Origin of the sequence: Mesorhizobium sp. LjNodule214, from assembly GCF_964252735.1 — a bacterium.
Lineage (GTDB): Bacteria > Pseudomonadota > Alphaproteobacteria > Rhizobiales > Rhizobiaceae > Mesorhizobium.
On the sequence record NZ_CAXUPE020000002.1, the window covers coordinates 2,040,054 to 2,064,463 of the forward strand.

The 24,410-nt window shown below is 60.7% G+C and carries 20 protein-coding genes; 8 read left to right on the plus strand and 12 right to left on the minus strand.

What is annotated here, in order from left to right; genetic code table 11:
• Positions 1–9: 9 nt before the first annotated feature.
• The 4 genes from ACSQ3Z_RS23630 to ACSQ3Z_RS23645 all read right to left on the minus strand — a co-directional run bounded on the left by ACSQ3Z_RS23630 (position 10) and on the right by ACSQ3Z_RS23645 (position 5,614).
• On the minus strand, positions 10–2,190 hold the full coding sequence (locus tag ACSQ3Z_RS23630) for a pyruvate kinase (RefSeq protein ID WP_436173667.1): 2,181 nt from the start codon (positions 2,188–2,190) through the stop codon (positions 10–12).
• A gap of 202 nt (positions 2,191–2,392) precedes the next feature.
• Positions 2,393–3,430, minus strand: a complete 1,038-nt coding sequence (locus ACSQ3Z_RS23635) for a hypothetical protein (RefSeq protein WP_436173668.1) — start codon at positions 3,428–3,430, stop codon at positions 2,393–2,395.
• On the minus strand, positions 3,427–4,260 hold the full coding sequence (locus ACSQ3Z_RS23640) for a hypothetical protein (protein WP_436173669.1): 834 nt from the start codon (positions 4,258–4,260) through the stop codon (positions 3,427–3,429). The genes ACSQ3Z_RS23635 and ACSQ3Z_RS23640 overlap by 4 nt, the downstream gene beginning before the upstream one ends.
• Before the next feature lie 73 nt (positions 4,261–4,333).
• Positions 4,334–5,614: an O-antigen ligase family protein gene (locus tag ACSQ3Z_RS23645; protein WP_436173670.1), complete on the minus strand. Its 1,281-nt coding sequence runs from the start codon at positions 5,612–5,614 to the stop codon at positions 4,334–4,336.
• Positions 5,615–6,117: 503 nt separating this feature from the next.
• On the opposite strand from ACSQ3Z_RS23645, the gene ACSQ3Z_RS23650 reads away from it, so the two are divergent.
• Positions 6,118–6,366 carry a hypothetical protein gene (locus ACSQ3Z_RS23650; RefSeq protein ID WP_436173671.1) on the plus strand — a complete coding sequence of 83 codons (249 nt, stop codon included), beginning with the start codon at positions 6,118–6,120 and terminating at the stop codon, positions 6,364–6,366.
• A gap of 62 nt (positions 6,367–6,428) precedes the next feature.
• Here the strand turns inward: ACSQ3Z_RS23650 and ACSQ3Z_RS23655 are convergent, their stop codons facing one another.
• Positions 6,429–7,016, minus strand: a complete 588-nt coding sequence (locus tag ACSQ3Z_RS23655; RefSeq protein WP_436173971.1) for a sugar transferase — start codon at positions 7,014–7,016, stop codon at positions 6,429–6,431.
• A gap of 810 nt (positions 7,017–7,826) precedes the next feature.
• Here ACSQ3Z_RS23655 and ACSQ3Z_RS23660 point away from each other — a divergent pair.
• Positions 7,827–8,969, plus strand: a complete 1,143-nt coding sequence (locus tag ACSQ3Z_RS23660) for a hypothetical protein (RefSeq protein WP_436173672.1) — start codon at positions 7,827–7,829, stop codon at positions 8,967–8,969.
• Positions 8,970–9,078: 109 nt separating this feature from the next.
• Here the strand turns inward: ACSQ3Z_RS23660 and ACSQ3Z_RS23665 are convergent, their stop codons facing one another.
• The 3 genes from ACSQ3Z_RS23665 to ACSQ3Z_RS23675 all read right to left on the minus strand — a co-directional run bounded on the left by ACSQ3Z_RS23665 (position 9,079) and on the right by ACSQ3Z_RS23675 (position 15,070).
• The gene (locus ACSQ3Z_RS23665) at positions 9,079–9,849 is read right to left on the minus strand and encodes a LuxR C-terminal-related transcriptional regulator (RefSeq protein ID WP_436173673.1); all 771 of its coding nucleotides are present in this window, start codon (positions 9,847–9,849) and stop codon (positions 9,079–9,081) included.
• A gap of 622 nt (positions 9,850–10,471) precedes the next feature.
• On the minus strand, positions 10,472–11,848 hold the full coding sequence (locus tag ACSQ3Z_RS23670) for an aspartate aminotransferase family protein (protein WP_436173674.1): 1,377 nt from the start codon (positions 11,846–11,848) through the stop codon (positions 10,472–10,474).
• A gap of 546 nt (positions 11,849–12,394) precedes the next feature.
• A complete protein-coding gene (locus tag ACSQ3Z_RS23675; protein ID WP_436173675.1) occupies positions 12,395–15,070 on the minus strand; it encodes a caspase family protein in 2,676 nt (891 codons plus the stop codon).
• Positions 15,071–15,468: 398 nt separating this feature from the next.
• On the opposite strand from ACSQ3Z_RS23675, the gene ACSQ3Z_RS23680 reads away from it, so the two are divergent.
• Entirely contained in the window at positions 15,469–15,774 is a 306-nt protein-coding gene (locus ACSQ3Z_RS23680; protein WP_436173972.1) for a hypothetical protein, read from the plus strand.
• Between the two features lie 177 nt (positions 15,775–15,951).
• Here ACSQ3Z_RS23680 and ACSQ3Z_RS23685 read toward each other — a convergent pair whose 3' ends face one another.
• Positions 15,952–16,350: a hypothetical protein gene (locus tag ACSQ3Z_RS23685; RefSeq protein WP_436173676.1), complete on the minus strand. Its 399-nt coding sequence runs from the start codon at positions 16,348–16,350 to the stop codon at positions 15,952–15,954.
• A 386-nt stretch (positions 16,351–16,736) separates the two neighbouring features.
• Here ACSQ3Z_RS23685 and ACSQ3Z_RS23690 point away from each other — a divergent pair, with 386 nt between their 5' ends.
• The 5 genes from ACSQ3Z_RS23690 (at position 16,737) to ACSQ3Z_RS23710 (ending at position 20,163) form a co-directional block, all read left to right on the plus strand.
• Positions 16,737–17,408: a hypothetical protein gene (locus ACSQ3Z_RS23690; RefSeq protein WP_436173677.1), complete on the plus strand. Its 672-nt coding sequence runs from the start codon at positions 16,737–16,739 to the stop codon at positions 17,406–17,408.
• A 445-nt stretch (positions 17,409–17,853) separates the two neighbouring features.
• Positions 17,854–18,291: a curlin gene (locus tag ACSQ3Z_RS23695; RefSeq protein ID WP_436173678.1), complete on the plus strand. Its 438-nt coding sequence runs from the start codon at positions 17,854–17,856 to the stop codon at positions 18,289–18,291.
• Between the two features lie 69 nt (positions 18,292–18,360).
• Complete coding sequence (gene csgH / locus ACSQ3Z_RS23700; protein WP_436173679.1) at positions 18,361–18,762, plus strand: curli-like amyloid fiber formation chaperone CsgH; 402 nt, start codon at positions 18,361–18,363, stop codon at positions 18,760–18,762.
• 172 nt (positions 18,763–18,934) lie between these two features.
• Complete coding sequence (locus ACSQ3Z_RS23705; protein WP_436173680.1) at positions 18,935–19,348, plus strand: curlin; 414 nt, start codon at positions 18,935–18,937, stop codon at positions 19,346–19,348.
• A 239-nt stretch (positions 19,349–19,587) separates the two neighbouring features.
• Positions 19,588–20,163, plus strand: coding sequence for a Chromate resistance protein ChrB (locus ACSQ3Z_RS23710; protein WP_436173681.1), 576 nt, complete (start codon positions 19,588–19,590; stop codon positions 20,161–20,163).
• A 159-nt stretch (positions 20,164–20,322) separates the two neighbouring features.
• On the opposite strand, the gene ACSQ3Z_RS23715 is transcribed toward ACSQ3Z_RS23710, so the two are convergent.
• From ACSQ3Z_RS23715 to ACSQ3Z_RS23725, 3 genes are all read right to left on the minus strand, one after another.
• Positions 20,323–22,074, minus strand: a complete 1,752-nt coding sequence (locus ACSQ3Z_RS23715; RefSeq protein ID WP_436173682.1) for a TRAP transporter large permease — start codon at positions 22,072–22,074, stop codon at positions 20,323–20,325.
• Positions 22,071–22,739, minus strand: coding sequence for a TRAP transporter small permease subunit (locus ACSQ3Z_RS23720; RefSeq protein ID WP_436173683.1), 669 nt, complete (start codon positions 22,737–22,739; stop codon positions 22,071–22,073). The genes ACSQ3Z_RS23715 and ACSQ3Z_RS23720 overlap by 4 nt, the downstream gene beginning before the upstream one ends.
• Positions 22,740–22,830: 91 nt before the next feature.
• Complete coding sequence (locus ACSQ3Z_RS23725) at positions 22,831–23,976, minus strand: TRAP transporter substrate-binding protein (protein WP_436173684.1); 1,146 nt, start codon at positions 23,974–23,976, stop codon at positions 22,831–22,833.
• Positions 23,977–24,410: the final 434 nt, after the last annotated feature.

Sequence of the window (24,410 nt, forward strand, 5' to 3'; positions counted from 1 at the left end):
GTTCGCATCCTATTCCTGGAACAGCGCGTGTTTCATCATCACCTCGGCGCGCACCACCTCCTGCACCTCGGATCGCATCATCCAGTTCGGCAGCGCTTCTCCCGCCCGCAACGCGCGTCGAATCTCCGAGCCGCTGATGGGCGTCGCGGCCTTGCAGGCGTTCAGGTCGACATAGCTCTCGGACTGGGTGTCGTAGCCGATGGCATCGAAGAAGATCGGCTCTATGCCTATGTCGCCCAGTTCATCAAACAGCTCCCTACTCTCGTTGGCGCCGTAGAAGCCGCCGACGCCTGAGTGATCCCGCCCGATGATGAAATGGCTGCAGCCCATGTTCTTGCGGCAAAGCGCGGTGAAAACCGCCTCGCGAGGACCGGCAAATCGCGGGTAGGTTATGAAGCTTGCGAGCACCACCTTGCCTGGCGGATAAATGCCGTAGTCGAGCATGGCCTGGTAGCCATCGAGGACAAGATGCGGCATGAAATCGCCGCGCTTGGCATTTCCCACCACGGGATTGATCAACAGGCCGTCCGCGTAGGTGCGCTCCAGAGCGGCCATCTGGATCACTTCGTGGACACGATGAACCAGGTTGCGGCTGTGGAAGGCCACCACCCGGGTCCAGCCCTTGTGCGCAAAGACCGTGCGCAATTGGGCCGGCGTCAGGTCGTAGCGCCGGTACGGCGAAGGCAGCGGCTGGATAAGGGTGATGCTGCCGGCAAGAAAATGTCCGCCGCGCGCAAGCACGCGGGCGACACCTGGATGCTCGCGCGAGTCCGTGCCGAACCATTTGCGCGCGAGCAGCTCCGGCTCGAACCCGTAGGTTTCGGAGATGTCGAGAACGGAGTGCGACAGTCCGCTTTTGCTGCAAAGGAGAACGCGCTCGCCGCCCGAAAATCGGCTTGCGGTTTCTTTGGGAACAGCCAGCACAACCGGCATCGTCCAGGCCAATCCCGAGGGAAGCCGGTTGCGTTCAAGCACGCTTTCCAGGCACGCCTTGTCCATGAAGCCGCACAGCGGCGAGAAGGTGCCGCGGGCGATCTGCTCGACGTCGGTCAGGTCCTCGTCTGTGACCGTGACCATCGGCAGATCCTTGGTTTCCAGATCTTCCGCCGGTCCGAGCGTCCGGATGACCAGGCGCCCGCCATGAGGCTCGACGCCGGCGTGCAGCGATGACGGACGCACCCGAATGGCTTGCGCGCCGCCGGCCATATTCCGCCGGAATTGCTCGGCAACCTTGATGACCATCCTGGCACAGCTCACCGGGTATTGGCCGATGGCCGTTTCCGCCGCCAGGACGAGGCCGTCGGCGCCGTCCGCCAGTGTATTGTAGACGTCGTTGACTTCGGCCCGAGTCGGCGTCGGCGCGCTCGTCATCGACTCCAGCAGGTTCGTTGCGACATAGACTTTCGCGCCATGCGCCTTCGCATTTCGGATGATCATCTTCTGAATTGCGGGGATCTGCTCGATCGGTACCTCCCGGGACAGGTCGCCGCGGTCAATCAGGATTGCGTCGGACTTCTCGGCAATGGCGGCGAGATTGCGCAAGCCGCTCAGGCATTCGATCTTGGAGATGATGATTGCGCCGGCGCCGGCTTTGGCCCGGATCCCGTCAACGTCTGAAGCACGATGGGCGAAGGAGAGCGCGAAATGACGTATCCCCATCCGGCGGCCGATCGCGATTGCTGCCAGATCCTTTTCGGTCAAGGGCGGCATCTCGAGCGTGCGCTGCACCGTTACGGCCTTGTTCTGACCGAGCTCTCCACCGTTCAGGACCCTCAGGATCACGGCCTCGTTGTCCTTCTCCACGACCTGGGTCAGGACAGCGTTGAAATCGATGCTGATGAAATCGCCGACTTGAAGTTTGTTGATGATGTATGCCGGGTAGAAGCTGATGCTGAACTGGTCGCCCGCCACCGGCCGCGCACGGGCAGTCAAGAACCGGTTCTCATGCACCGTAACCTTGCCGTCGACCAGCGGACCGGTGCGGACCTGCGCGCCTTCGGTATCGAGACAAATCGGAATGCGTGTCCGCTTCTGGATGAACGTAATGATCCGCTCGAGGTCCTCAATCTTCGTGTGAGACAAATTGAGGCGCAAAAGCGAAGTACCGACCCGGTCCAACCAATGGATGACCTTGTCATTGAGCGACGCCGGACCCAGCGTGCACAGAAGCTCGACTTCCCTGGCTTTCATGGCTCCCCACCTTTGTCTTCATGGTTGTGTGATGCACTTGATGAAACGATGAACCGGCGCGACCAGGCTTGCGGTCCTGCCGATGATGTGGCCGAAGGCGCGGACGACCCGAACGCTCGTCGGCTCGGCTCAAGCCGGGCGATCGCTCTCGACGCAGCCGTGGAAGGAGATGGCCGGCGATTTGCCGATGCTGCGCGACGTCTCACAGCACTTCGTCGGAGAACCGGGCCACATCCTGATGCGCCGTGATCCACTGGAACTGAACCTTGTCCCAGTGTTCGCGAGCGTTGCTGCCCGTCAGCACCCTGAAACCGGACGGCGGCAGCGGCAGTGCGGGCGGGATCGGCTCATCGGGCAGCCACAACAACAAATTGTCCCGGCTTTCGATGGTCTTTTGCCACGTTCGTTCCAGGCGCCGAAATCCCCGCATGTTTGACGAAGCCAGCGCAAAGATCGATCCCGTGATCTTCAAGCTGGGCGATTGGTCGGAAGCCTTGACCGGGGCTTGATGTGTGACGTCGCCCTTGGCCAGATAGGCGTGCATGCGGATGAGTGTCCCCTCGATCCGCACGATCTCTTGTGTTCCGTCCCGTTCGTTCGATGCGGGATCCAGACTGATCCCCGAGAAGCATCCGTCGAACAGGCAATCCTCGATGCTGCCGCTGAGGAGATAGTCGTTTTCGACCGCATCATCCCTGATTTCGCTGAGCCAGCACCCTTTCAGGCGAAAGCCGTCAGATCGCTCTGCGAAGCGAATGCCATCCCAGCAGCGGCGCGCGCGGACACCTTCTATCGTCGCATTGGTGGTCCCGTCCCTGACAAGCAGGGCCGCGCTGTTGCAGTAGGTATCTTGCCAGTCCGACGTCAGCGGCACCTGGCCGTTGAAGCGCCCGCCGACAAAGCGAACGTCGGGACAGTTGCGGATGACAAGTGGATAGCGATTGACCGGCAGCATCCCCGCATCGCAGCCCATGAGCGCGCTTGGATCGCTGTTTCTGCTGTTGGCGACTGTGAAGGACGCATTCCGCGCGTCGACTGTTGCTCCGGCCTGTAGGTCCCGAACCGATTGTTGTTCGTAGCCGTACTCACCTCTCAGCACGACCTGCGTGCCTCTCCCGCTGTCATCCGACTGAAGGGGCGCCTGCGCCCCTTCCGCCTTGGACGAAGCCGGCAACAGAGCCAATACGGGCGACATACCGGCAAGGCTCATGAACGCACGGCGGTCCATATTCGTGCTCATTGGCCTGCCGAACCGCATAGCCGATGCCTGTCGAGGCAGGCCAAAAGCACCGCCTCAAGGGCTCTTTCGGCCACGTCCTCAGGCGACGCCAACCTGTCCACATCGACTGCCGCCAATACGCCGACATGATCTTCCGTTGCCATTCCCGTCTCGAGAGCGGCCGCCATCTCGCGGCAAGAACGATCCGCCGTCGACCAGAGATCAGGGTCGCGATCAGGAGATGTCCTCTGCATCCGCGAGGACCGGTCGCCCCTTGTCTGGAGTCGATCTCGTGCGACGCCGGTCTCGCCGCGCAGATGGACGAAGACCATGTCATGCACACCAATGGCGGACAGGATATCGAGCCATTTCTCGGACGTTGCCCGATGCTTGCTCTTCAGCAAGATGGACCAGAACCCCTGCAACAATCCCTGATCCATAATGACGATGGTATTTCTTCTTGGCCTCTCGTTCTCAACATAGGCAACCAGAACCGAAAGGTTCCAGATGACCCTGATTGCATCGACAATCGATGATTGCCCGCTTTCGATGACAAAGCGTGCAATTCGCGCGAACAGCGAGCGAAACTCACGATCCATGAATCTTGGGGCAAGGATACCGATCCTGTAGATCTGGCGGCTGATGAATGTTCTTGTCCCCCAGGCTATTTGCACCTCGCCTACCAGCGGGCCGCATCGTCGCAAGCTGTTCGCCAGCAGGCTGGAGGCAGTTGTCTTTCCAATCCCGGGCAGACCAAAGAACTCCACAAATCGAATGTCTGTCTGAAGCGCGCGTGCTTCGACGCTTGGCGGCAGGCTTGCCGCCAGGTTACGAACCGTGTGCGAAGTCATTGGATTCAGCCGGTGAAGTTGACTCTTGGAAGGTCGAAGAAACAAGGAAAAGCTCTCGCTCTTCTTCGGATCCTCAGCGTTCGAATGCCTGCGGCGCCGTGCCGGCGTACAGCTCAGTATTCCCGTCACGGCTGATCTGGAGCGATCGTTGCATCCCCCGATAGGCTATCAGCAGTGCCAAAGGCAGCCAGAAGAACGGTGCGGTCGAAGGACCGAAGGAATCGCTCATCTGGTTTGCGGCGAGGTAATTCCATACGGAAACCGACGAACCGAGCACCATCACATTCGCTTCTGCCGCGTCCTCGTTCCTGTCCTTGCCGAACAGTGTGGAAAGAACGGCGCTGACCAGATAGGCCGTGACCAGCAGAGCGATGACCGCCACCAGCGCGACGCCGGGCACCCCGAGCGTTCTAAAGTAGTCGATGAACAAATTGTGGCTATGGGGAGCGATGTCGCCCACCGGCTGCCCTGCCCCAACCCCGATGAAGGGATGCGTCAAGCCGAGATCAATGGACATCGACCATAGTCGCTGCCGCGATACGATCGAATGCGCCTCGCCTCCGGAGAGTTGAACCGACAGCAGCTTGTAAGCCCGTGGATTGAGGGACTGCAATGTGACCAAACACACCTGGATCAACACGGGAGCCGCAACCACGCCAAGGATAACCGATATCGGCCTCTGCTTTCTCATCACCAGATAGATGCTGTATAGGCCGAAGAAAATTCCAAGACCGACAACGCCGACAACGAAATTTGTCTTTGAACCTGATTTCACCAGGCCCAGCAGCACCGCCGCAAGACAACCCAGCAGGAGAATCCGGTGCCTGCGAGCGGTGACCAGCTTCGCGGCGATCAGCGGCAACCCCGCCGACAGGGCAATTCCCAGCTGGTTCGAGTGCTTGAAATATCCTTCAGCCCTGTCGGCGAATTTGGCGTCGCCCAGGCCGATCGTCACAAGGCACGACGTTGCCACGCTCATGACGATCATCGCCATCACAAGTCTGTCGACCGCCTCGAAACCCTTAGGCCTCGTAGAGATCGCTGCAACCGCCGGGACAATGGCAAATCCGAATATCTGCGCGAAAACTGCGCGCATTGTCCGGAGCGGACTGTCTGCATAGAGCATCGAAAGAAGGGAAAGAACGATGATGAAGGCAGATGTCGTCAGCACGGCAGCCGCCAGGGCGGCTTCGGTATGATGAAGGCGCCTTGCCGTTTCGCCATAGCAGACGACGCTTACCAGAGCGCAGAACAGGGCCAGCAGGAAGGAAAGTGACCCATCGGTTCCGGCAATCCGCGTGGCGCCAGGGAACCATATCGACACGATAAGCAAAAGAACGGATGCCTGAAGCATGGGATGGTCTGTGGGATGTCGCACCGAAAGCGCTACTTCCTGCTTTTTCTGGCAAGTCTATGAGCGGGGCTGTCCGCGGCGAATGAGGTGCAGCCGACGCGGCCCTTCATCGCTACGCAACATCCAGCACCATTTGCCATGAACAAGTAACACTGAGAAACAAGTCGCCCAGCGTTCGCCCGTGCACAACAATTCAAGGCATGCTGCCGCACTGCGGGTGAATATTCCGCATATCATTCAACAAGCAGCGTAAGCTCAGCCGGTGGACAAGGAAATGAGCGAAAGGGTGACATTGGTGCAAGGTGACCTACGCCTTTTGTGCAAGCGACCGAGGCGCGGTTCCCGAGGCCTTTGTTGCCATGAGGGAGGGGCACATAGTGCAGCCCCAGGCGCGCAGATCACGAACGATAGGCGTACACCGGATTTGAATGTTGGTAGGGGTTCGCAAAATGTGGGAGACTTTGCGCGGCACATTGGTTCTTCCGGGCCCATAGGAGATCGCCGTGCTTTGGAGCCTTGTCGCCGTCGGCGTGACCGGCATTTTGCTGGGATTTCGCTTTCGCGCACCTGCACTCATCGTCGTGACGGCTGTGACCGTCGTGATCAGCGCCGCCGCAAGCGGCACCGACGGTCTGTTCGATCGGCAGCGCCTGCTTTCAATCTTGCTCCTCGTCGTCACGCTGCAGTGCGCCTATGTGCTCGGCCTCTTGCTCGGCGCCATATGGCGCCGTGGCGTGACCCGTGAGCAATGACGGAGCGTGGACATTCATGAGGCGCGTCGTATGAAGCCCGTTCAAACGCGACGCGCTTTCAGTCAGGACGCATGGTCGAACTTCATCACGGCGAAGACCGTCCGTCCGAGGATGACGACATCGGCCCATATGGACCAGTTTCGTATATAGCGGCTGTCGATGGAGACACGACTGGCATAGTCTACTGCGTCTCTGCCCGTCACTTGCCACAGGCCGGTCAGTCCCGGCCGGGCTTGCAGATACTCGGCCGCACAGGCGCCGTAGCGTTGCAGTTCGTCGGGAACGACCGGGCGCGGACCGACACAGCTCATTTCCCCGCGCAGCACGTTGATGAGCTGCGGCAGTTCATCCAGGCTCGACTTCCTGAGGATGCGCCCCAGGAATGTTATGCGTGGGTCGTTCTTGAACTTCCAGTTCTGCTCCCACTCCTTGGCGGCTTCGGGGTTCTTCGCCAGGTAGTCGGCCAGAACCTGCTGAGAGTTGGCCACCATGGTCCTGAACTTGTAGCAGGCGAAACGCTTGCCGTTGAAACCGACACGGGTGTGGGAAAATATCGCCGGCCCGCCGTCGGTCACCCATATCAGAAGGGCAACGACCAGCATGACCGGAGAGGCCAGGACAAGCGCGATCAGGGCGACCGTCACGTCCATCATCCTCTTGCGCCGGCCTCCAAGCGGACGATGGCTCCGGCCAACGTGGAGGCCGGGCCTGCGGGAGTTTATGTCAAATGCGCTGATTGTCACGGGTTTCGCCCACGAATACTAGCTGTTGCTGCGTACAACTTCACAGCGACGGACCAATCTCGACAAGAGCCGCAAAGGAGGTAGCCAGCTAACTGTTTCCGGTTACCCCCTTAGCCTTATTTCAAGGCACCCGATGTCATGTGCCGGCCAGGCCGTGAAGGCAGCCCAGGCCGCTGAGAGCCGTTTTCCGGTGCAGGGGCCCCTGGGAGGCGCAGGTGGACGTTTAGGAGGGGCTAGAACCCCGTCGCACAGCCGAATGCTGACGGTGACTGTCTCAAACTGGACCGGGGCGTTGCCGCCGTGCGGACGCTGCCGGCGCAATAGCGGTAGCCGGCAAGGCGCCGATGGCGCCTCCCTATTCATTCGGAGAGGTCCGCGCATTGCTGCCATGGCGGCGGTAAGTCTTCCGACCAAACGGCGTATCATCGGCATCCGATTGCCGTGGTAGCGGTTCGGGCAAATTCGGCCTTACTTGCGAGAATGACGCATTGGAACTGGATCCGTCATGAGGCGGTCGAGAGTGCCACCCGAATACAGGCCACCCCTTTGCTTCGCAGACTGCAAATCTGGGGACCGCGCTTGCAGATGCGCAAGCCGGGCCAAGGGTGGACCCAATGCGTGACGGCATATGCACCGCGCCCGGACGAGATCCCGCGAAGCGGGGCTCTCTGCGTCGAAGGACGTTACCAGCCGATCTGATTTTGGAGAGCGCGCAACGTGACGGACAGCTTCATGATTTCATCATTTGAGTTCCCCTCAAGGCCGGTTGCTCGCAATGTTCCCGAGATCGATCACGCGGAAGCACTTGCCATCGTCCGCGAGCAAATAGCCTTGCTCGATCTCGATCTCTCCGGGCTAACAGTGGTCGTTGGCGCCGCGACGGGATACCAGGCGGTAGCTGCGACTGCCGCCGCGCTGGCCGATGCCGGCCGTGTCATAGCGCTCGCCGGCGAATTCCAAAGACATCCGAGCCTGGCAACAGCCGTCGACGCGACGTTGGCATGTGCCAGATATGCCCACGTCTCCGAACGCGTGGAAGTGATGAACCGCATCGACAGCCGCGGATGGCAGGACGTCGATGTCCTCGCGAACGGTCTCCCGGTCGGGCCAATCTCGAGATCGCTCGTTGAACTTCTGCCCCCTCATGCTGTGGTTTCGCTGATGGCTGAACCGTGGGAGCTTCGGCCAGGCGTTGTGGACTTCGACAGCTGTGACGACGCCGGCATCAAGGTCGTAGCTCCCAATCTCGGCCATCCGGCCATTAACCTGCTGCCTGAGTTCGCACGGTTATGTTGCATCATGCTCGACCAGGCCGGCGTCCAGCAACGCGGCGCATCACTCGCCCTTGTCTGTGATACGCCCTGTGCACCATTCATCGAGCAGGCCTTGCGCGAGCGTGGGGTGAGAGTGAGCGTTTTTGCGCACCCGTCGCTCCTGACCGACGGCAAATGGGATGTGATCGTTGCCGCGTTGCGGCCTTCCGACAGACCGCCAATGGATATCAACAGCCTGGGCCGCATTTCCGAGAGCTCGCGCCAGGCGCTGCTGGTGCAGTTCAGCGGCGAGATCGACCGCTCGGCCGCCAGCTACTTCGGCCTGACGGTGTGGCCGCCGAAGCGGCCCACCCGCGGTCAACTGGGCCTGCCGCTGGACGTACTCGGAGCGGCTCCGGCGATCCGCAAGCTCACCGGCGGGCTGAAGGCCGCCGAAGCCGCATATCGCGGCGCGGAACTGGGGCGGGACAGCGTTGGCTATATTGTGAAGGCAGGGTCCGGGATGGTTGAGCGGGCACGCGCGGAGACACTCGCCGACGCGCATCTGTTGCGCGAAAAGGATCCGGAGGGAACGCCGGATCGCTGAGCATCAGACTCGCGCTCGGACCTCAACGAGGCCCGCCCGCAATCGTAGCGATACTGTCCGGCAGTCACATCAGCTGGGCCGGCCCGTCAAAGGCCGGCCAGGCGGCGCTTCAAAGCATCATCTCTCTGAGCTTGTAAGCTACTTCCGTACGGTTCGTAGCCTTCAGTTTTTTCATTATGTTGCGGATGTGGACCTTGACGGTACTCTCGCAAAGGTTGAGCTCATAGGCGATTATCTTGTTCGCCTTGCCTTTTCTGAGCGCCTCCACAACGGCGGCCTCGCGCACGGTGAACATGCCGGTGAGTGGACGGGTGCTGCTTGCGGTCGCGTGGATGATCTCCCGAAGCGCCAGCACGCAGCTGGCGGGTACAAAGATTCCACCGGCGCGAGCAAGGCCAGTGGCCTCGGCAGCGACCTTCACTGTCACACTTGTCGGAATGTAGCCTCGAGCGCCACTTTCAAGAGCCGCGAGAATCTCGCCCGGTTCATCGGAATCCGCGACCACGATTACAGGCACGGCGCCGACCTCAGAAACGAAGTTCAAGAGTTCCGCCCGAACACTTTGGTCTGTGACCCTTTTAGCCCCCAGGAGCACGAGGAAAGCTGATGGTTCGCCCGCGTCGGCAATGTTGTGGAATTCGTCGAGCGATCCCACGGCACTGACCCGTAAGCTAGGATTGTGTTCGACAAGGCCGCGAGCCAGGCATTCCCGCTCAAGTGCTCGCTTGTCGATGATTACGACCAGACCTTCGTTCTGGTGTCCGCTTTCAAGCCTAATCTTGCCGACACCACTGCTATCGGGCAGATGCCCATTATGTCCATTGTGTATTGCCACCCCCGTGGCACCATTCGAGAAATCGGGATTTTGAGAGTACACCATAGCCTTACTCCTCCTCTCCGTTGCCGATTTACTTTCCCTATATCCTCTCTTTTCTTTGCCTTGCGCTGCACGCAAAGCCTCTCGTGCGTGTGAACCGATAAGCCTCATCCACGGCATATCAGCCCTGCACGTTCACTGGGAGTAAATCTCAAGGAGTAGGCATAAACGTCGATCCAACGCTCGACGTACGGTGCCACCCGCCACGCTCCGTTTAGGTAGCCCAGCCCGACCTACCTAGATCCATACTACGGGTACTGTGGAAAACTCGCATTAATCCCGGTTAACAATTTGGTAATTATATCTTAGGTGACTAATATAATCCGAAAGGATAACAACCTTACATTGCATCGTCGAGAATCACACCAGGGAGCTGAACACCCCCCTCCTCGCCTTTTGGTCTGGGGACACCTGCGGCTTGAGGAGAACGGGGGGCCTCAAATTCCAGGAAAAGTCCTGGCCTCGGCTGCCGGTGCCACTAGCTCGCATCCAACTACGGCAGTCGGCGACCGTGACCACATGCGGCGAGCGGCCCTCCAAATGGGCGCGACAGCGCCCCCCTGGTCGGCGCACCGCCTCGCTCCGATGACGACCGGTCATGAAACCCGGAGGCAACGCAGACTGTTCAGCCCTGCACCCGGACCTGCGGCAGGGCGGCGGCGAGCGACCGTTCGAATGCATCGATCAGCGTATCGACCTGGGCCTCGGTGATGATCAGCGGCGGACAGAAGGCAATCGCATCGCCCATGTTGCGCGAGATGACGCCATTCTGCTGCAGCAACCCGTTGACCAGTGCGCCGAGCGCACCGGGCTTGCCCCACGGCGCCTTGCCAGCCTTGTCGGCGACCAGCTCGACGGCGGCGATCAGGCCGATGCCGCGCACCTCTCCAACGAGCGGGTGCGAAGCGAGCTTGCGCAGCCGTGCCTGCATGTGCGCACCGACCGTACGCGCATTGCCGACAAGGTCGCGCTCCTCGATCAGCTTGAGATTCTCCAGCGCCACGGCCGCGGCGACGGGATGGCCGCCGCCCGTGAAGCCATGCCCAAACGTGCCGATGCGGTCGCTCTCGTCCGCGATCGGCTCGAACACCTTCTCATTGATGAGCAGGGCCGAGATCGGCAGGTAGGACGACGAGATCTGCTTGGACAGCACCATGATGTCGGGCTTGATGCCGAAGGTTTGCGAGCCGAACATCTCGCCTGTCCGGCCAAAGCCGCAGATGACCTCGTCGGCTACGAGCAGGATGTCGTATTTCGACAGCACCGCCTGGATCTTCTCCCAATAGCCGGCGGGCGGAACAATGACGCCGCCCGCGCCCATGATCGGCTCGCCGATAAAGGCGGCGATGGTCTCCGGTCCCTCCGCAAGGATCAGCGTCTCCAGATTATCGGCAAGACGGCTCGAGAATTGTTCTTCGCTTTCGCCCGGTTCCGCTTCGCGCCAGTAATGCGGCGTCGATGTGTGGAGCACGTTGGCGATTGGCAGGTCGAATGAAAGATGGTTGTTGGGCAGCCCGGTCAGGCTTGCCGCGGCAATCGTCACGCCATGATAGCCGCGTTTGCGGCTGATGATCTTCTTGCGAGCTGGCTGGCCGAGCGCATTTGACCGGTACCAGATCATCTTCATGGCCGTGTCGTTGGCCTCGGAGCCCGAATTGGTGAAATACGCCTTGCTCATCGGGACCGGCGCCATCTGGACCAGCTTCTCGGCCAAGTCGATCAGCGGCGAATGCGATTTCGAACCGAAGTCGTGATAATAGGGCAGCTTCGACATCTGCCGGGTGGCGGCGTCGACCAGCCGCTTTTCCGAAAAGCCGACGGCTACGCTCCACAGGCCCGCCATCGCTTCGATGTAGCGATTGCCGGCCACGTCCTCGACATAGATGCCATCGCCCTTCTCGATAACGAGCGGGCCCGATTCCTGATGCTTGCGGGCATTGGTATAACCATGCAGATGGTAGCGTATGTCACGGGCTTCAGCGGAATTGGGTCTGGCGTCCATGAAGGCTCCTGTGTGCATGCGTACGGGAACTGTCTGCTGCCCTCTTGGGGTTCCGCAATTTCCCTCTTGCATGTTCCCAAACGAAAACGGCCCGCACAAGGCGGGCCGTTTTCGAAATTTGGTTGCGGGGACAGGATTTGACTTTTTAGTCCCGCGGCGTCGGATTCACCTCCTTGCGGGCCCCTGATGAGGGTCAAAATCGACCGGCCATCACAGCCAAATACCAAAACGGCCCGCACGAGGCGGGCCGTTTTGGTATTTGGTTGCGGGGACACGCAACCACCGATACCGACATTCACTGGTGGTGGAGATTTGACAACGTCAAGTCGCATTGCATGGATCAATGTGGTAGGCCCGGGGACGTGTTCAGAATCAGAGGCCTTCCCGTATCGTTCCGCATGGTTCCGGGCCTCATAGGCCGGGCGGTCTTAGCCGATGCCCAGTGGGCGGCTGTCGATCCAGTCGACCATCAACTTTCGCTCTCGCCCATCTAGAGCCTCACCGATCCACCTCGCGCGATTGCATCGCCGATTGCCTGCCGCGCTCCTATTTGCTGCAGGCCGGCTCGCCCGGATGCCCACAGGACGGCTTCTTTCCGGCCTGTGGCTGCTGCGGCTTGAAAGGTGCGGGCGGCTGACGTCGCTCTTGCATCTGGACCTGGGGCCTTGGCTGCGCTTGGAACTCTGGTTTCCGGGGCCTGGAGAACACTTGAGCATTCGGCTGTTCCTGCAGCTTGAATTGGCGCTGCGGATTTTCGTTGGGCCTGTTGACTTTGAAGTTGCGCTGGACGTTGACCTCACCGCCAGCCGATCCACCCCCGATGGCCGGAAGCTTGCGGAACTTCCTGCCCTTTTCGTTCCCGGTCGCCGAGCCTTGCCCGTTCGGGTTCACGACAATCGCCTGGCCGGACGACAATGGCTTGCCCTCGGGCAGGCCTTGCCTGCGCAGCAGCTTCCTGGGTTTGCCATTGTTCTGGTCGGAGAACACAGTCGGATTGTTTCTCTTAAACCTCTCTTGGGCGCTCAGGCCGTTCCCGGCCGGTGCGCCATTGACGGTCGGAAGCTTGCGGAACTTCTTGCCCTGCCCGCTCTGCTGGCCCGTGCCTTGCTCTCCTGTCACAGCGGCACCGGCATTTCCGGTAGCTTGCTGGTTCCTGCCCGCCGCACCTTGCTTGCGCAGGAACTTCCTGGACTTGTCATTGGACAAGGTCTGGCTGTCGAGCAGCGGCGTCTTGCCCTTGGCCCGAGGCAGGGCGTGTTCGGTTGAAAGCTTGCCGGCAGGCAACGTCTTCGACAGCGGCGTCGCTCCATTCGGCTGCTGTCCCGTACCCTGCTCTCCCGTTACGGCGGCGCCGGCGTTTCCGGTAGCTTGCTGGTTCCTGCCCGCCGCACCTTGCTTGCGCAGGAACTTCCTGGACTTGTCGTTGGGCAAGGACTGGCTGTTGAGCAGCGGCGGCTTGCCATTGACGAGCGGCAGCGGCTTGCCCTTGGCCCCAGGCAGCGCGTGTTCGGTTGAACGCTTGCCGGCAGGCAACGTCTTCGACAGCGGCGTCGCTCCATTCGGCTGCTGGCCTTGCGTCGCGCCCTGGCCGAGCTTCGCCGGCAGGCCGCCTGGGCCCTGCTTGGCCAGCGCGGCCTTTTTCTGCAGCAGCGGCGGCAACGCGACCTTGGCCGCAAGCGCGGTCGCACCCAGGCCCGTGGCGGCGCCGGCCGCCTTCTGGCCGGTGGTGAGACCGCCCGGCGCATTCCCGCTGGCCTGCCCAGTCTGGTTGATGGTCTCGTTGTTGATCGTCGTGTTGTTGATGATGGTGGTGTTGTGGATGTTGTTGAAGACGATGTTGTCCGGCGGCGGCACGATGTTGTGTGGCGGGTTGACCCATACGGGCACGGGCACGAAGACCGGCACCGGCAGAACGAAGATCGCGACTGGCGGCGGCGGTGGCGGCAACACGATGAAATCCGGCGGCGGCGGCGGAAGGAAGATCACCGCCACCGGTGGCGGCGGCGCGAAGTCGAAGTCGGGATCATCGAAATATATCACGAGCCGGTCGATATAGACGATTTCCTCCGGCGGCGGCGGCGGCACGTCATAGACATAGAGGGTGAAATCCTCCGGCGGCTCCAGGGCGGCATCGAAATGCGCGAGCCGGCGGCGCGCATCCCAGGCATGCGGGCCATGTGGATAACGCTCGAGATAGGACCAGTAGGCTTCCGGCGTGTCCCGCAGCCAGGTCTCTCGCCAGGTGATCGCCTCGCGCCGCGCCCCGATGATCGCGTGCACGCGCCTGGCCATCGGGTCTTGAGGATAGGCAGCGAGAAAGTCCTGGTAACCGCGCAGCGTGTCACGCTCGAGAGCCGCGGCATAGGCGTCGAGTGCATCAAAGTCGCGGATCTCCTTTGTCCGCATCTTGCCGACCTCCGCCGCTGAAACCTGGGGCGGGGGAGCATCCGGACCGCGTTCGAAGAAGACGAAGGGCTCGGTGATCTTCGAAGCGCTCCAGGGCAGCTCGCCGCCCTCGGTCACTTCGTTGACGCGCAGCCGCGTCCTGTCGAAGACTTCGTCCAATGGCAAACCGCCTTCGCGCATCATCTCGGCCAATGCCTGGGCATAGGCGCCATAGGGCCCCTTGCCTCCTGGCGCGACCGTCCCTGGAGCGGCGTTGAAGGCGATGAGCATGTTCGGATCGGGATCGACCAGCGCGAGGCCACCGGCAAGTGGCTGCTTCGACTGCGCGAAGGAATTTGGCCGCGCGGCATCGAGCACGATGATGTTGACCTTGGTCGGCAACGCGGCGAGCGGCTTGGTGAGATCGGAGACCCGCACCGCCGCGATCGGCACATCGGTGGCATTCGAGATCTGGGCGTCGACCGGCACGAAATAGTTCTCGCCTTCGAACTGGACGCCATGTCCGGCGAGATAGACAAAGACCACCGCGTCCGGACCGGCGGCCGAGACCTTGCCGAGGAAATCACGGAACGCGCCGCGTAGCGACTCCTGGTCGACGTCGCGCGCCCCGACGACATCGAATCCTGCCGCCTGCAAGGTCTGTGCGATCAGACCGGCATCATTGGCGGGCGTTGCCAGCTCTCCGGACTGATAGGCGGCATTGCCGATCACGAAGGCCAGGCGCTTTTCGCCCTGGGCGAGAGCCCCGGTCGCGAAACAGACCGCAAGGATGGTGAGCGCGACCAGGAAGCCGAGGAATTTCTGGAGCGTGCGCATTACAATCCGCCATCCATACGAACAACAACGCCGCAGAGACGGAAATCTTCCGAAAACAGTGCGAGCCAGAATCTCGCGCGGATTTGCGGCACAAATTCGTCCAAAAAAGTGGTTTTGGGTTACCCTTACGCGATGCGACCTGCAGGTGCGCCGGATCAGGCGGTTTCAGAAAGGGCGACACGCGCTGTTTCTTTGCGCCGTACCGAGATCGGCGCTGCCTTTTTAGGCGCGCTTCACGCTATAGCCAGCCGAGACGGGCGCTGGCGAGGCTCCTAAAGGCTAAGGTTGCTTTAACCCCTCGTTCACCATGTCGCTTTAAGCTCTTAATTCTGCGGCTGTGTTTGTGTACCGCAGAGTTTTTAACATCTTCCCCCGCCACACCGGCACCCCTTGCCTGAATCGCTTGCACTCTCTTTCACGAAAAGCGACTTCAGGCGCGCCGCGACTTTCTCAAGAAGGCGGGGCGCTTCGCGGCGGTGACACCGCCGGCGATAACGCTTTTGCTCGGCGCAAGCCTGAGTTCTGCGGCGATTGCCAAATCGGGTGGATCACGTCCGCCGTGGAGGGGGCAAGAACCATGTCCACCTCGCCCTCCCGGTCAAGCCTACAAGGTCGATCAAGGTCGCTCCAACTTCCGCGAAGGTCGCTCCGACAGCTACGGCGGCGGCTCGCACGGGAGCCCCAGGTCCGGCGACCCCAACTAGCAGGGCACTACCAATTCATTTTATTGGCCCGGAACTGGTCGCGACATGCCAGAGTGCCGCGGGTGATCAAGAAATTGGAACGTCCAGCCCTTTGCCATCCGGCCGATATAGCTCTGGTCCAGGCGCAAAAAGCCCCGCCAGTCGGCGGGGCCAAAGGCTGCAAAGTGGACTAACGTATCAGTCGTCACCCCCGTGATCGCCGCCGCTGTCGCCGCCCCCGCTATCGCCACCGGCATGGTCGCCGCTCTCGTGATCGCTGTCGCTGCTATCATCGCCGGTGTCGTCACCCTGGTCGCCCTCATGCGGACCGGCGTCGACGCCATCGTCACCCTGGTCGCCCTGCTCGACGCCATCACCATTTTGATCATCGGTGCTGTCGTCGCTTTCCACGACATTGTCATCGTTCTGATCGCCGGCATCCTCGCTGTCATCGTTTGGTATGGCGGCGGTCACCGGAGCGCCGTGATCGGAGACTTGGCTTGCAAACGATTTCCCGGCCATGAGAACGCCCAGCAGGCCGATCGAGGTCGCTACCAGCAAAGGGAACTTTTTCATCGTTGTGTCCGATTTCAGCAAGCCAGCCACCGTGGCTGGCACCCGGCTTTATCGTCCGGCTAAATTACGACGCCCTTAAATGCAAGGAGACAATTTTAGTTGTTGCTAATTGTGAACTTAGGTGGTTGAGCACCTCGCATTCTGTCAGGGGTCGGCTGACCAAAAATCCGGCGGCGAGCCACCTCTGCATGTGACGCTTCGGAAATTTGCAAAAGTTCTGAAATAGCCGCTTGTGATACTTGACGACGATATTCAAGTTAAATACGAGTTGGGCCGCTCGGCTTCCGGCCCGCCGTTCCAGGGAGCTACCGGGTTGAAACTTCCAATCCTCTCGGCTCGAAGCATTCGGGCGCGACCTTCTATGGGTGGCGCGCCGGCATCGCTTTGCTCGTTCTTGGTGTTGAAAATTGAGCGCTCTCGACCTCTCTGTCGCATCGTCACCGGCACTTGTGTCCTACATCCGGACGACCCTTCGATTGCTTCATTTTGCAGGGCTGGTCCTCGGGTTCGGCGGTGCTTTGGCTATCGACCTGATGGTATCGCGCTATCGCCGCACGGCCGTGACGGCAGAACTGGTGAACAATGTCGAATGGATAAGCCGCTTCGTCGCGCTAGGGCTCGCCCTGCTCTGGTTCTCAGGCATCGGCTTCCTACTGCTCTACCAAGCAACAGAGCCGGAAAAGCTGCTCAATCCGAAGATATGGGCCAAATTAACCATCGTGGCGATTCTGACCCTAAACGGAATCGCCATCCACCGGCTCGTCCTGCCATTCCTCCGCCATCAGATCGGCCGCCGATTGCTGGACGGAATCTCATCTAGGAAAAGGGCTGCGTTGATCGGCTGTGGCGTCATCTCAATCGTCTCGTGGACGATACCGGTGGTTCTCGGTGCCGCACCGCAGCTGAACTTCGTCGTGCCTTGCATGGTCATCCTCGAGGCCTACCTTCTGGTTTTGGTTCAGGGCTTTCTAGTTGGCGTGATCACACTTCGGCAGCCCGATGCTGCAACGGCGCTCACGGGAGAAAGCCAGGCTGGCACCTCACAACCCATGCCGCAAGTTGACGTCGAGGCCGTGTAAAATCTGATCGGTTCTTCGGGAGGAATTTTGATGATCGAACGGCAAATAATTCATTGGTGCGTGGTAATCGCGTCGTCCTGAACCACCAGCGTCCTGTGAAATTCCGAGTACGACGGTCCGCATTCGCAGCGGCGGCGCTGCGAATGTACCTAAGTGGCGCAAACCGGTCGTCGTTGGGCCCGCGATCAAGAGCCGCAAACCACCCTACAAAGGACATCCGCGCCCTACAACGCGAATGACCGAAAAGTCTATCTTGCCCATCCTTTGGTAAGGTTAGCTGCTCTCCGAGCGGCGTGATAACCGCACGCCTAGTCTAGAGCCGCCACGACCCATCCAGGCTTCTCCTGAACCTTGGCTGAACGTTGCCTTCAGCATCGGTTCGAACGGCATCTCCTAAAAAGGAGACGTTCAACTCGCGGTCCCGTCCGCCAAAGGAGACGCTCTCATGATCCGCAATTCTTTCATCGCAACTGCGCTCGCCGCCCTTGTCGGTATCACCGCCGCGGCACCGGCCATGGCCAACGACGTGAGCATCGAGCAATACGGCTGGTCGAACTCGGCTGGCGGCGCCCAGAACGGCTTCCGAAACCGCATCCGCGTCTACCAGAACGGCCGGTTCAACAAGGTGATCGGCCAGCAGCGCGGCCGCCACAACCTTTCGGCCATCGGCCAGGACGGCGTCGGCAACTACGGCGCCACCTACCAAAACGGCAACCGCAACGTGGCCGGCGTTGGCCAGTTCGGCTCCAACCACACCACCATCCTCACCCAGGACGGCAATGGCAATATCGCTGCCGGCGTGCAAGTTGGCCACGGCTGCGATGCCAATGTCAGCCAGGGCGGCAGCGGCAACGTCGCCGCCTTCGTCCAGGCCTGCCCGTAAGCGGACCACCAACCAGGCGGGCGGTCGCGGAAAGGTCCGCGGCCGCAATCCAACGCCAGGAGAAGAACCATGCCACGCATCATCAAGCATCCCCGCCGCGTCATGGCCGCACTCGCCCTAATCCTGATCCCGGTCGGCGCTCTGGCAACCATTGCCACCGCCGACCAATCCGTCGGGCCAGCGCGCTGCGAAATCCGGGTCACGCCGGAGGGCGACATGGTCTCGCTGGAGGCGCTCGCCTATGCGGACAGAAAGGTTAGCGGAACCTATTCCTTCCATGTCGAAAGCGCCGGGCAGACTGGCGGCACCAATATTGAGCAGGGCGGCGCCTTCAGCGCTGCGCCCGGCAGGCCTGCCACACTCGGCGCCGTCACGCTCGACGCGAAGGGCGCCGTCTATGACGCCAGGCTTGAGGTCACGGTCGACGGCAAGAGCATCGGCTGCACCGACCGGATCGGCGGTGCGACCTGATCGCACCGTCCGGGTTTTGCAAAAAGGGCGTCGGGCGACCGGCGCCCTTTTTTATGCAAGCCAGCCATGAAAAGGCGGCTGAATGCAATCTGAACGGCGGACTCCGGCAAGGTTCAGCCGCGAAATGAGAAGGTGGCCATGGGCTGAGGCAACCGGAAAATGGAGAACCAGGATGACCTGCAATATGTTCAAGACCCTTACCGCCGCTCTCGTTGCCGGCAGCATCGGTCAGTTGGCACTTTCCACACCGACCTTCGCCGGCGGCTCGGTTTCGGTGACCTATGCCCCGGCCAACGCGCGCGACGGCAGCGCTCTGGCGACCGGCCTGCGCTTCTATTCGCTCTATCGCGGCCTGCACGGCGCCAGCATCCGTCAGTCCGGACGCGGCAACGCGGCTGGCATCGCCCAGAACGGGCGCGGCAATGTGGGCATCATCCAGCAGAAGGGTAACGGTCATTCCGCCACCTTGCAGCAAAACGGCGACGACAACGCTTACGGCATTTTCCAGTTCGGAGGGAACACCAGCGCCAATGTGGTGCAGAACGGCAATGGCGGCGGCGGCGCTACCCTGAGCTACGGTTGGTAGCGGCCCGCCACGAAGATCAATTTTCCGACCGGTGGTGTTAAGGAGTCTCCGGGCGGCACGGGTACGGAATTGGCCAAATACGTGGGCAAAGTTTGCGAGCTTTGCTCACGCGTTGTCTTTTGCGTTCGATGCGGTGCACCCGTCGTCGTAGCGATTGCCTCACTGCTCCTAAGCAATCGCTCCGGATGGCGCGAAGCATTTCTATTGAAATGTTACGACCGTTGCATTACAGAGGAGCCATGGTAGCTGCCTCATGGCTTCTTCTGACATATAAAGTACCGCCCGAACCGGCGGCCAAGCGCATCGCGCTGTGGCGACGGCTCAAGGGTATGGGCGCCGTCTATCTGCAGAACGGCGTCTGCCTGTTGCCCAAGACCGACGACCATGTCCGCCGGCTGAAGATGCTAGAGAACGATGTTTCTGAGATGCGCGGTGAGTCCGTCATCCTGGAGACGATCGCCCTCGATCGGGTCCAGGAAGAGAAGGTCGTCGCCCGCTTCAAGGCGGACCGCGACGAGCAGTATCGCGAGTTCCTCGGCCGCTGCGCCGATTTCGAGAAGGAGATCGCCAAGGAGATCGCCATCAACAAATTCACCTATGCGGAGCTCGAGGAGGAGGACACCGATCTGAAGAAGCTCCAGGGGTGGCTGGAGAAGATCAAGAAGCTCGACTTCTACGGCGCGGCGCTGGCCGAGGAAGCCACGGAACGCCTGCGCGCCTGCGAAGCTCTGCTCGACAGCTACGCGCAACGCGTCTTCGACGCCCATGACGAGGAAGCGGAAGTTCGTTCGCCCTGGCCGAATTCACGCTCATGACCCGAAGCCGTCATTCGCTCGCGCCGATTGTCGCCCGAAAGTAGACCTTCCGATCACCTGTATCTCCGAGATCCTGCTTTGGCGTTCAAAAGGACATCCCGTGGGTCGAAGCGGCCGAAAACGCGCGGTCGCGGAAGGCGTCCGAGAACGGAGTCTTTCTCAGCCGCCGTAAAGATAGTTCGGAAGCCAGAGCGCCATGCCGGGCCAGATATACATGAGGATCATGCAGAGGATGACGATCAGCATGTAAGGCATCATGCCTGCGAATATCTGGTTGAGGGTGACATGCGGTGGGGAAACGCCCTTGAGATAGAACGCCGACATCGCGACCGGGGGTGACAAGAACGCCGCTTGCAAATTCACGAAGACGAGAACCCCCCAGAGGATCGGGTCGATGTTGAAGTGCTTCAACATCGGCAGGAAGATCGGCACGAAGATGATGATGATTTCGGTCCATTCGAGCGGCCAGCCGAGAATGAATATGATCGCTTGCGACAGGATCATGAACTGCACGGGCGACAAGTCGAGCGACAGCACCCATTGCTCGAGAAGTGCCTGGCCGCCGAGGATCGCAAAAACGGCGGAGAACAGCGCCGAGCCGACAAAGAGCCAGCAAACCATGGCTGTGGTCTTCGCCGTCAGGAACACTGCTTCCTTGATGCGTTTCCAGTCGAGCGTCCGGGCCTGGAACGCCAGCAGAAAGGCACCAGCGGCGCCGACTGCCGCGGACTCGGTCGCCGTCGTGATTCCGAACAGGATGACGCCGAGCACGACGACGGTAAGTATGCCCAGCGGCATGACCGACGAGACCAGCAGCTTCAGGACCTCTAGCCGTTCGGCAGTCATGTTCCGGTAGTAGCGGACGAGCACCACTGCGGCGAATGCTGCGATGATGCCGAAGGTGACGTAGAAGCTGGTTGCCGGCACTGCGTCCACCGCGGGTGCGCCAAGTTCCTCCACTGCCGGAGCGCCGAGCTGCTCCAATCCGACTGGAGCTTCGACGTCGGCCGATGCTTGCGGATGGATGACGACATACCACCACACCAGCAAGAGGGTGAGTACTGTCAAGGCGAAAGGTACCAGCGCAGCGCAGAAATTCTTGAACAGCTTCCAATATGTGAGGCGTCCGTTCTCCGTCTCGAGCACCGTCGCCTTGGACGGCGAGAACAATGCGGAAAGAAGTCCAACAAGCATGTTGCGCGAGTAAACTGTCTGAAAGCTTCGCATCCACGCCGGCACCGGAACCTTTGTTTGATCCTCTGGCAAAGGTGGGGCGATCTTCGGACTGATTGTCGCCCAGCCAAGAATGTAGACGAGATAAAGGAAGGCGAGGAAAAAACCGGGGAACATCGCCGCAGCATAGAGCTTCACGACGGACTGGCCTGCAACCGCCGCATAGACGATGATCATGACTGACGGCGGGATCAGGATGCCCAGCGTGCCGCCCGCGGTGATCACGCCGGAAGCGAGCTTCACATCGTATCCGGCGCGCAGCATCGGATTGAAGGCAATCACCCCCATCAAGACCACAACGGCGCCGACGAGGCCACTGGCGATGCCCCAGAAGGTGCAGACGATGAGCGTAGCAATGGCCAGCGACGCCGGTACTCGTCGGAACGAAAGCTGGATGCTGTAGAACATCTTGTCGACCAGCGCCCCGCGTTCCATCACATATCCCATGAGCACGAAAAGCGGGATGGAGATCAGAACGTCATTGGTCATTGCCCCATAGGTGCGCTGGACCATCAGATCGAACACGCGGTTGTCGATCCAGTGCTCCGCCGGGTTGTAGAACGCGTAGAACCCGAAAAACATGCCGAGCCCCATCAGCGTGAAGGCTGTCGGGAAACCCATGACGATGACGACCACGATGAGCATGAGCATCGTGAGTCCGAGGGCTGGATCGCTCATCTCTGCAGATCTCCACCCATTCCGCGCTGCCGCGCTTCCTCGTCTATCTTTTGCGCGCGCTCGATGGCGGTCTTGCGCGTCTCTTCATCCACATATTCACTGAGCGCGAGCTGTTCCTCCACGACGTCGATCTCCGCAACGTCCTTGCGCCGGCTGGGCCATTGCCCGGTCCTGAGACAGACGATGCAGCGCACGATCTCGGCCACGCCCTGGAGCATCACCAGGGCGCCGGCCAGCGGAATGACCGATTTGAAATAGTAGATCGGCGGACCCTCAGCTGTCACGGTCGAATGCTCCCCGATCCGCCATGAAATCGCGGCATAGTCGTAGCCTGCATAGACGAGAGCCGCGATCCCCGGCAGGAAGAAAACCACGTACAACAAAAGATCGAGCGCGGCTTGAGTCCGGGGCCGCATCGAGCTGTATAGAAAGTCGCCGCGCACATGGGCATTCTGCGCCAGCCCGTATGCCCCGGCGAGCATGAACAGCGTGCCGTAGAGCATGTTGCTGGCGTCGAAGATCCACGCGGTCGGCATGTTCATGATGTAGCGCTTGAATACCTCGACGCAGACCAGCGTCATCAGCCCGATGATGAGCCACGCCGCGGCCTTGCCGACCCACGCGCTGATTGCATCGATTGTATTCAGGAAATTCTGGACGTTCATGCGAGGCAGCCGGATGGCCAGAGTGTTGGTAAGAAGGCAAGGCACCGTTCGGTCATGGCCCCGATGGTGCCTTGCCGGCTCGAACTGTGCTTCAGATCTTCTTTGCTGCCCCGTCAGGTCCGAAGTAATGATTGAAGACCAGGCGGCGGCTGACGACTACGTCCTGTTCCCATCGTGTTGCCCGCTGGGCAAAGGCGAGCTGCGATTCAAGGACCTCCCTGAACAGCGGGTTTTCAGCCGCCTTCTTCTTCACGACCTCGTCGTAGACCTCCAGCTGTCGCTTGAGGATTGCTTCCGGTGTCTTGTAGAATTTGACCTTGTCCTGCGTCTGCATCTCCAAATAGTCTTTCGAATAACGGTCGATCGCCTTCCAGGCCATGTCCTGCGAGGCGGCCTCGACCGCATTGGTGATGATTGCCTTCATCTGATCGGGCAGGGCGTCGTATTTCGTCTTGTTGAACATGATCTCGAACTGCTCCGCATTCTGGTGATAGCTCTGCAGCATGCAGATCTTGGAGACGTCCGGAAAACCGAGCACCCGGTCGGACGACGCGTTGTTGAACTCGGCCGCATCGAGCAGGCCGCGATCCAATGCCGCGACGATTTCGCCGCCCGGCAGCGCGTTGACCGCAGCACCGAGACCGGTGAACACGTCAATGGAAATGCCGACGGTGCGGAACTTCAGGCCCTGGAGATCCTCGGCCTTCGCTATCGGCTTCTTGAACCAGCCGAGCGGCTGTGTCGGCATCGGCCCATAGGGGAACGAAACGACATTGGCGCCGATGGATTCGTAGAGCTTTGCGAGCAGTTCCTTGCCGCCGCCATATTTGTGCCAGGCGAGCAGCATGTTGGCATCCATGGCGAAGCCCGGCCCGGACCCCCACAGCGCCAGCGCCGTCTGTTTGCCGTAGTGGTAGACGAGCACGCCGTGGCCGCCATCGAGCGTTCCTTGCGACACCGCGTCGAGCAGGCCGAAGGCCGGCACCACGGCGCCCGCCGGCAGCACCTCGATCTTGAGGTCGCCGCCGGTCATGTCGTTGACCTTCTTGGCGAAATCGAGCGCGTATTCGTGAAAGATATCCTTGGAAGGCCATGTGCTCTGCCAGCGCATGTTGACCGGCCCCTGTGCCTTGACGACGCTCGGCGCGGCAACGATCGCCGCAGCTGCCACGGCCGCCTCGCCAAGGAACTTGCGGCGCGACCTCATATTCCATGTCTGGATCCTTGCTTTGGTCATCGGTTCCTCCCGAAGGTGTCGGCTTTTCAAGCCCACGTCCGACAATACTCCTCAAAGACGGCCCAGCAAAAATTGCAGCGCACGTCCCATCGCCTAAACTAGTGCGGTTCTCTCTTAAGGACAGGTGCCGGTACGTTCCCAAGCAATGGGCGAGTAGCAGTTACGCATCGCGCCACTGAATGACCGCTCTCGCCAAGGATACAAAGGTCCGGCGCATGTGGTTGGTTGGTGCGTTCAGACTTCTGAACACCTGATGAGGCTCGGGTCCGGCCGGGGTGGAAGTCAGCCATTGCTCTCGTCAAACTGAACGGGCAAGCAGCGCCATTTCTTGACATTCCCAGAGCTTCTCCGAAGGTTGACGTTCGCGCTGCGGCTGGAGACGACCCTTTGCGGTCGTTCAGTTGCCAGGGTAGCATGACGGATCTGACCCGTTG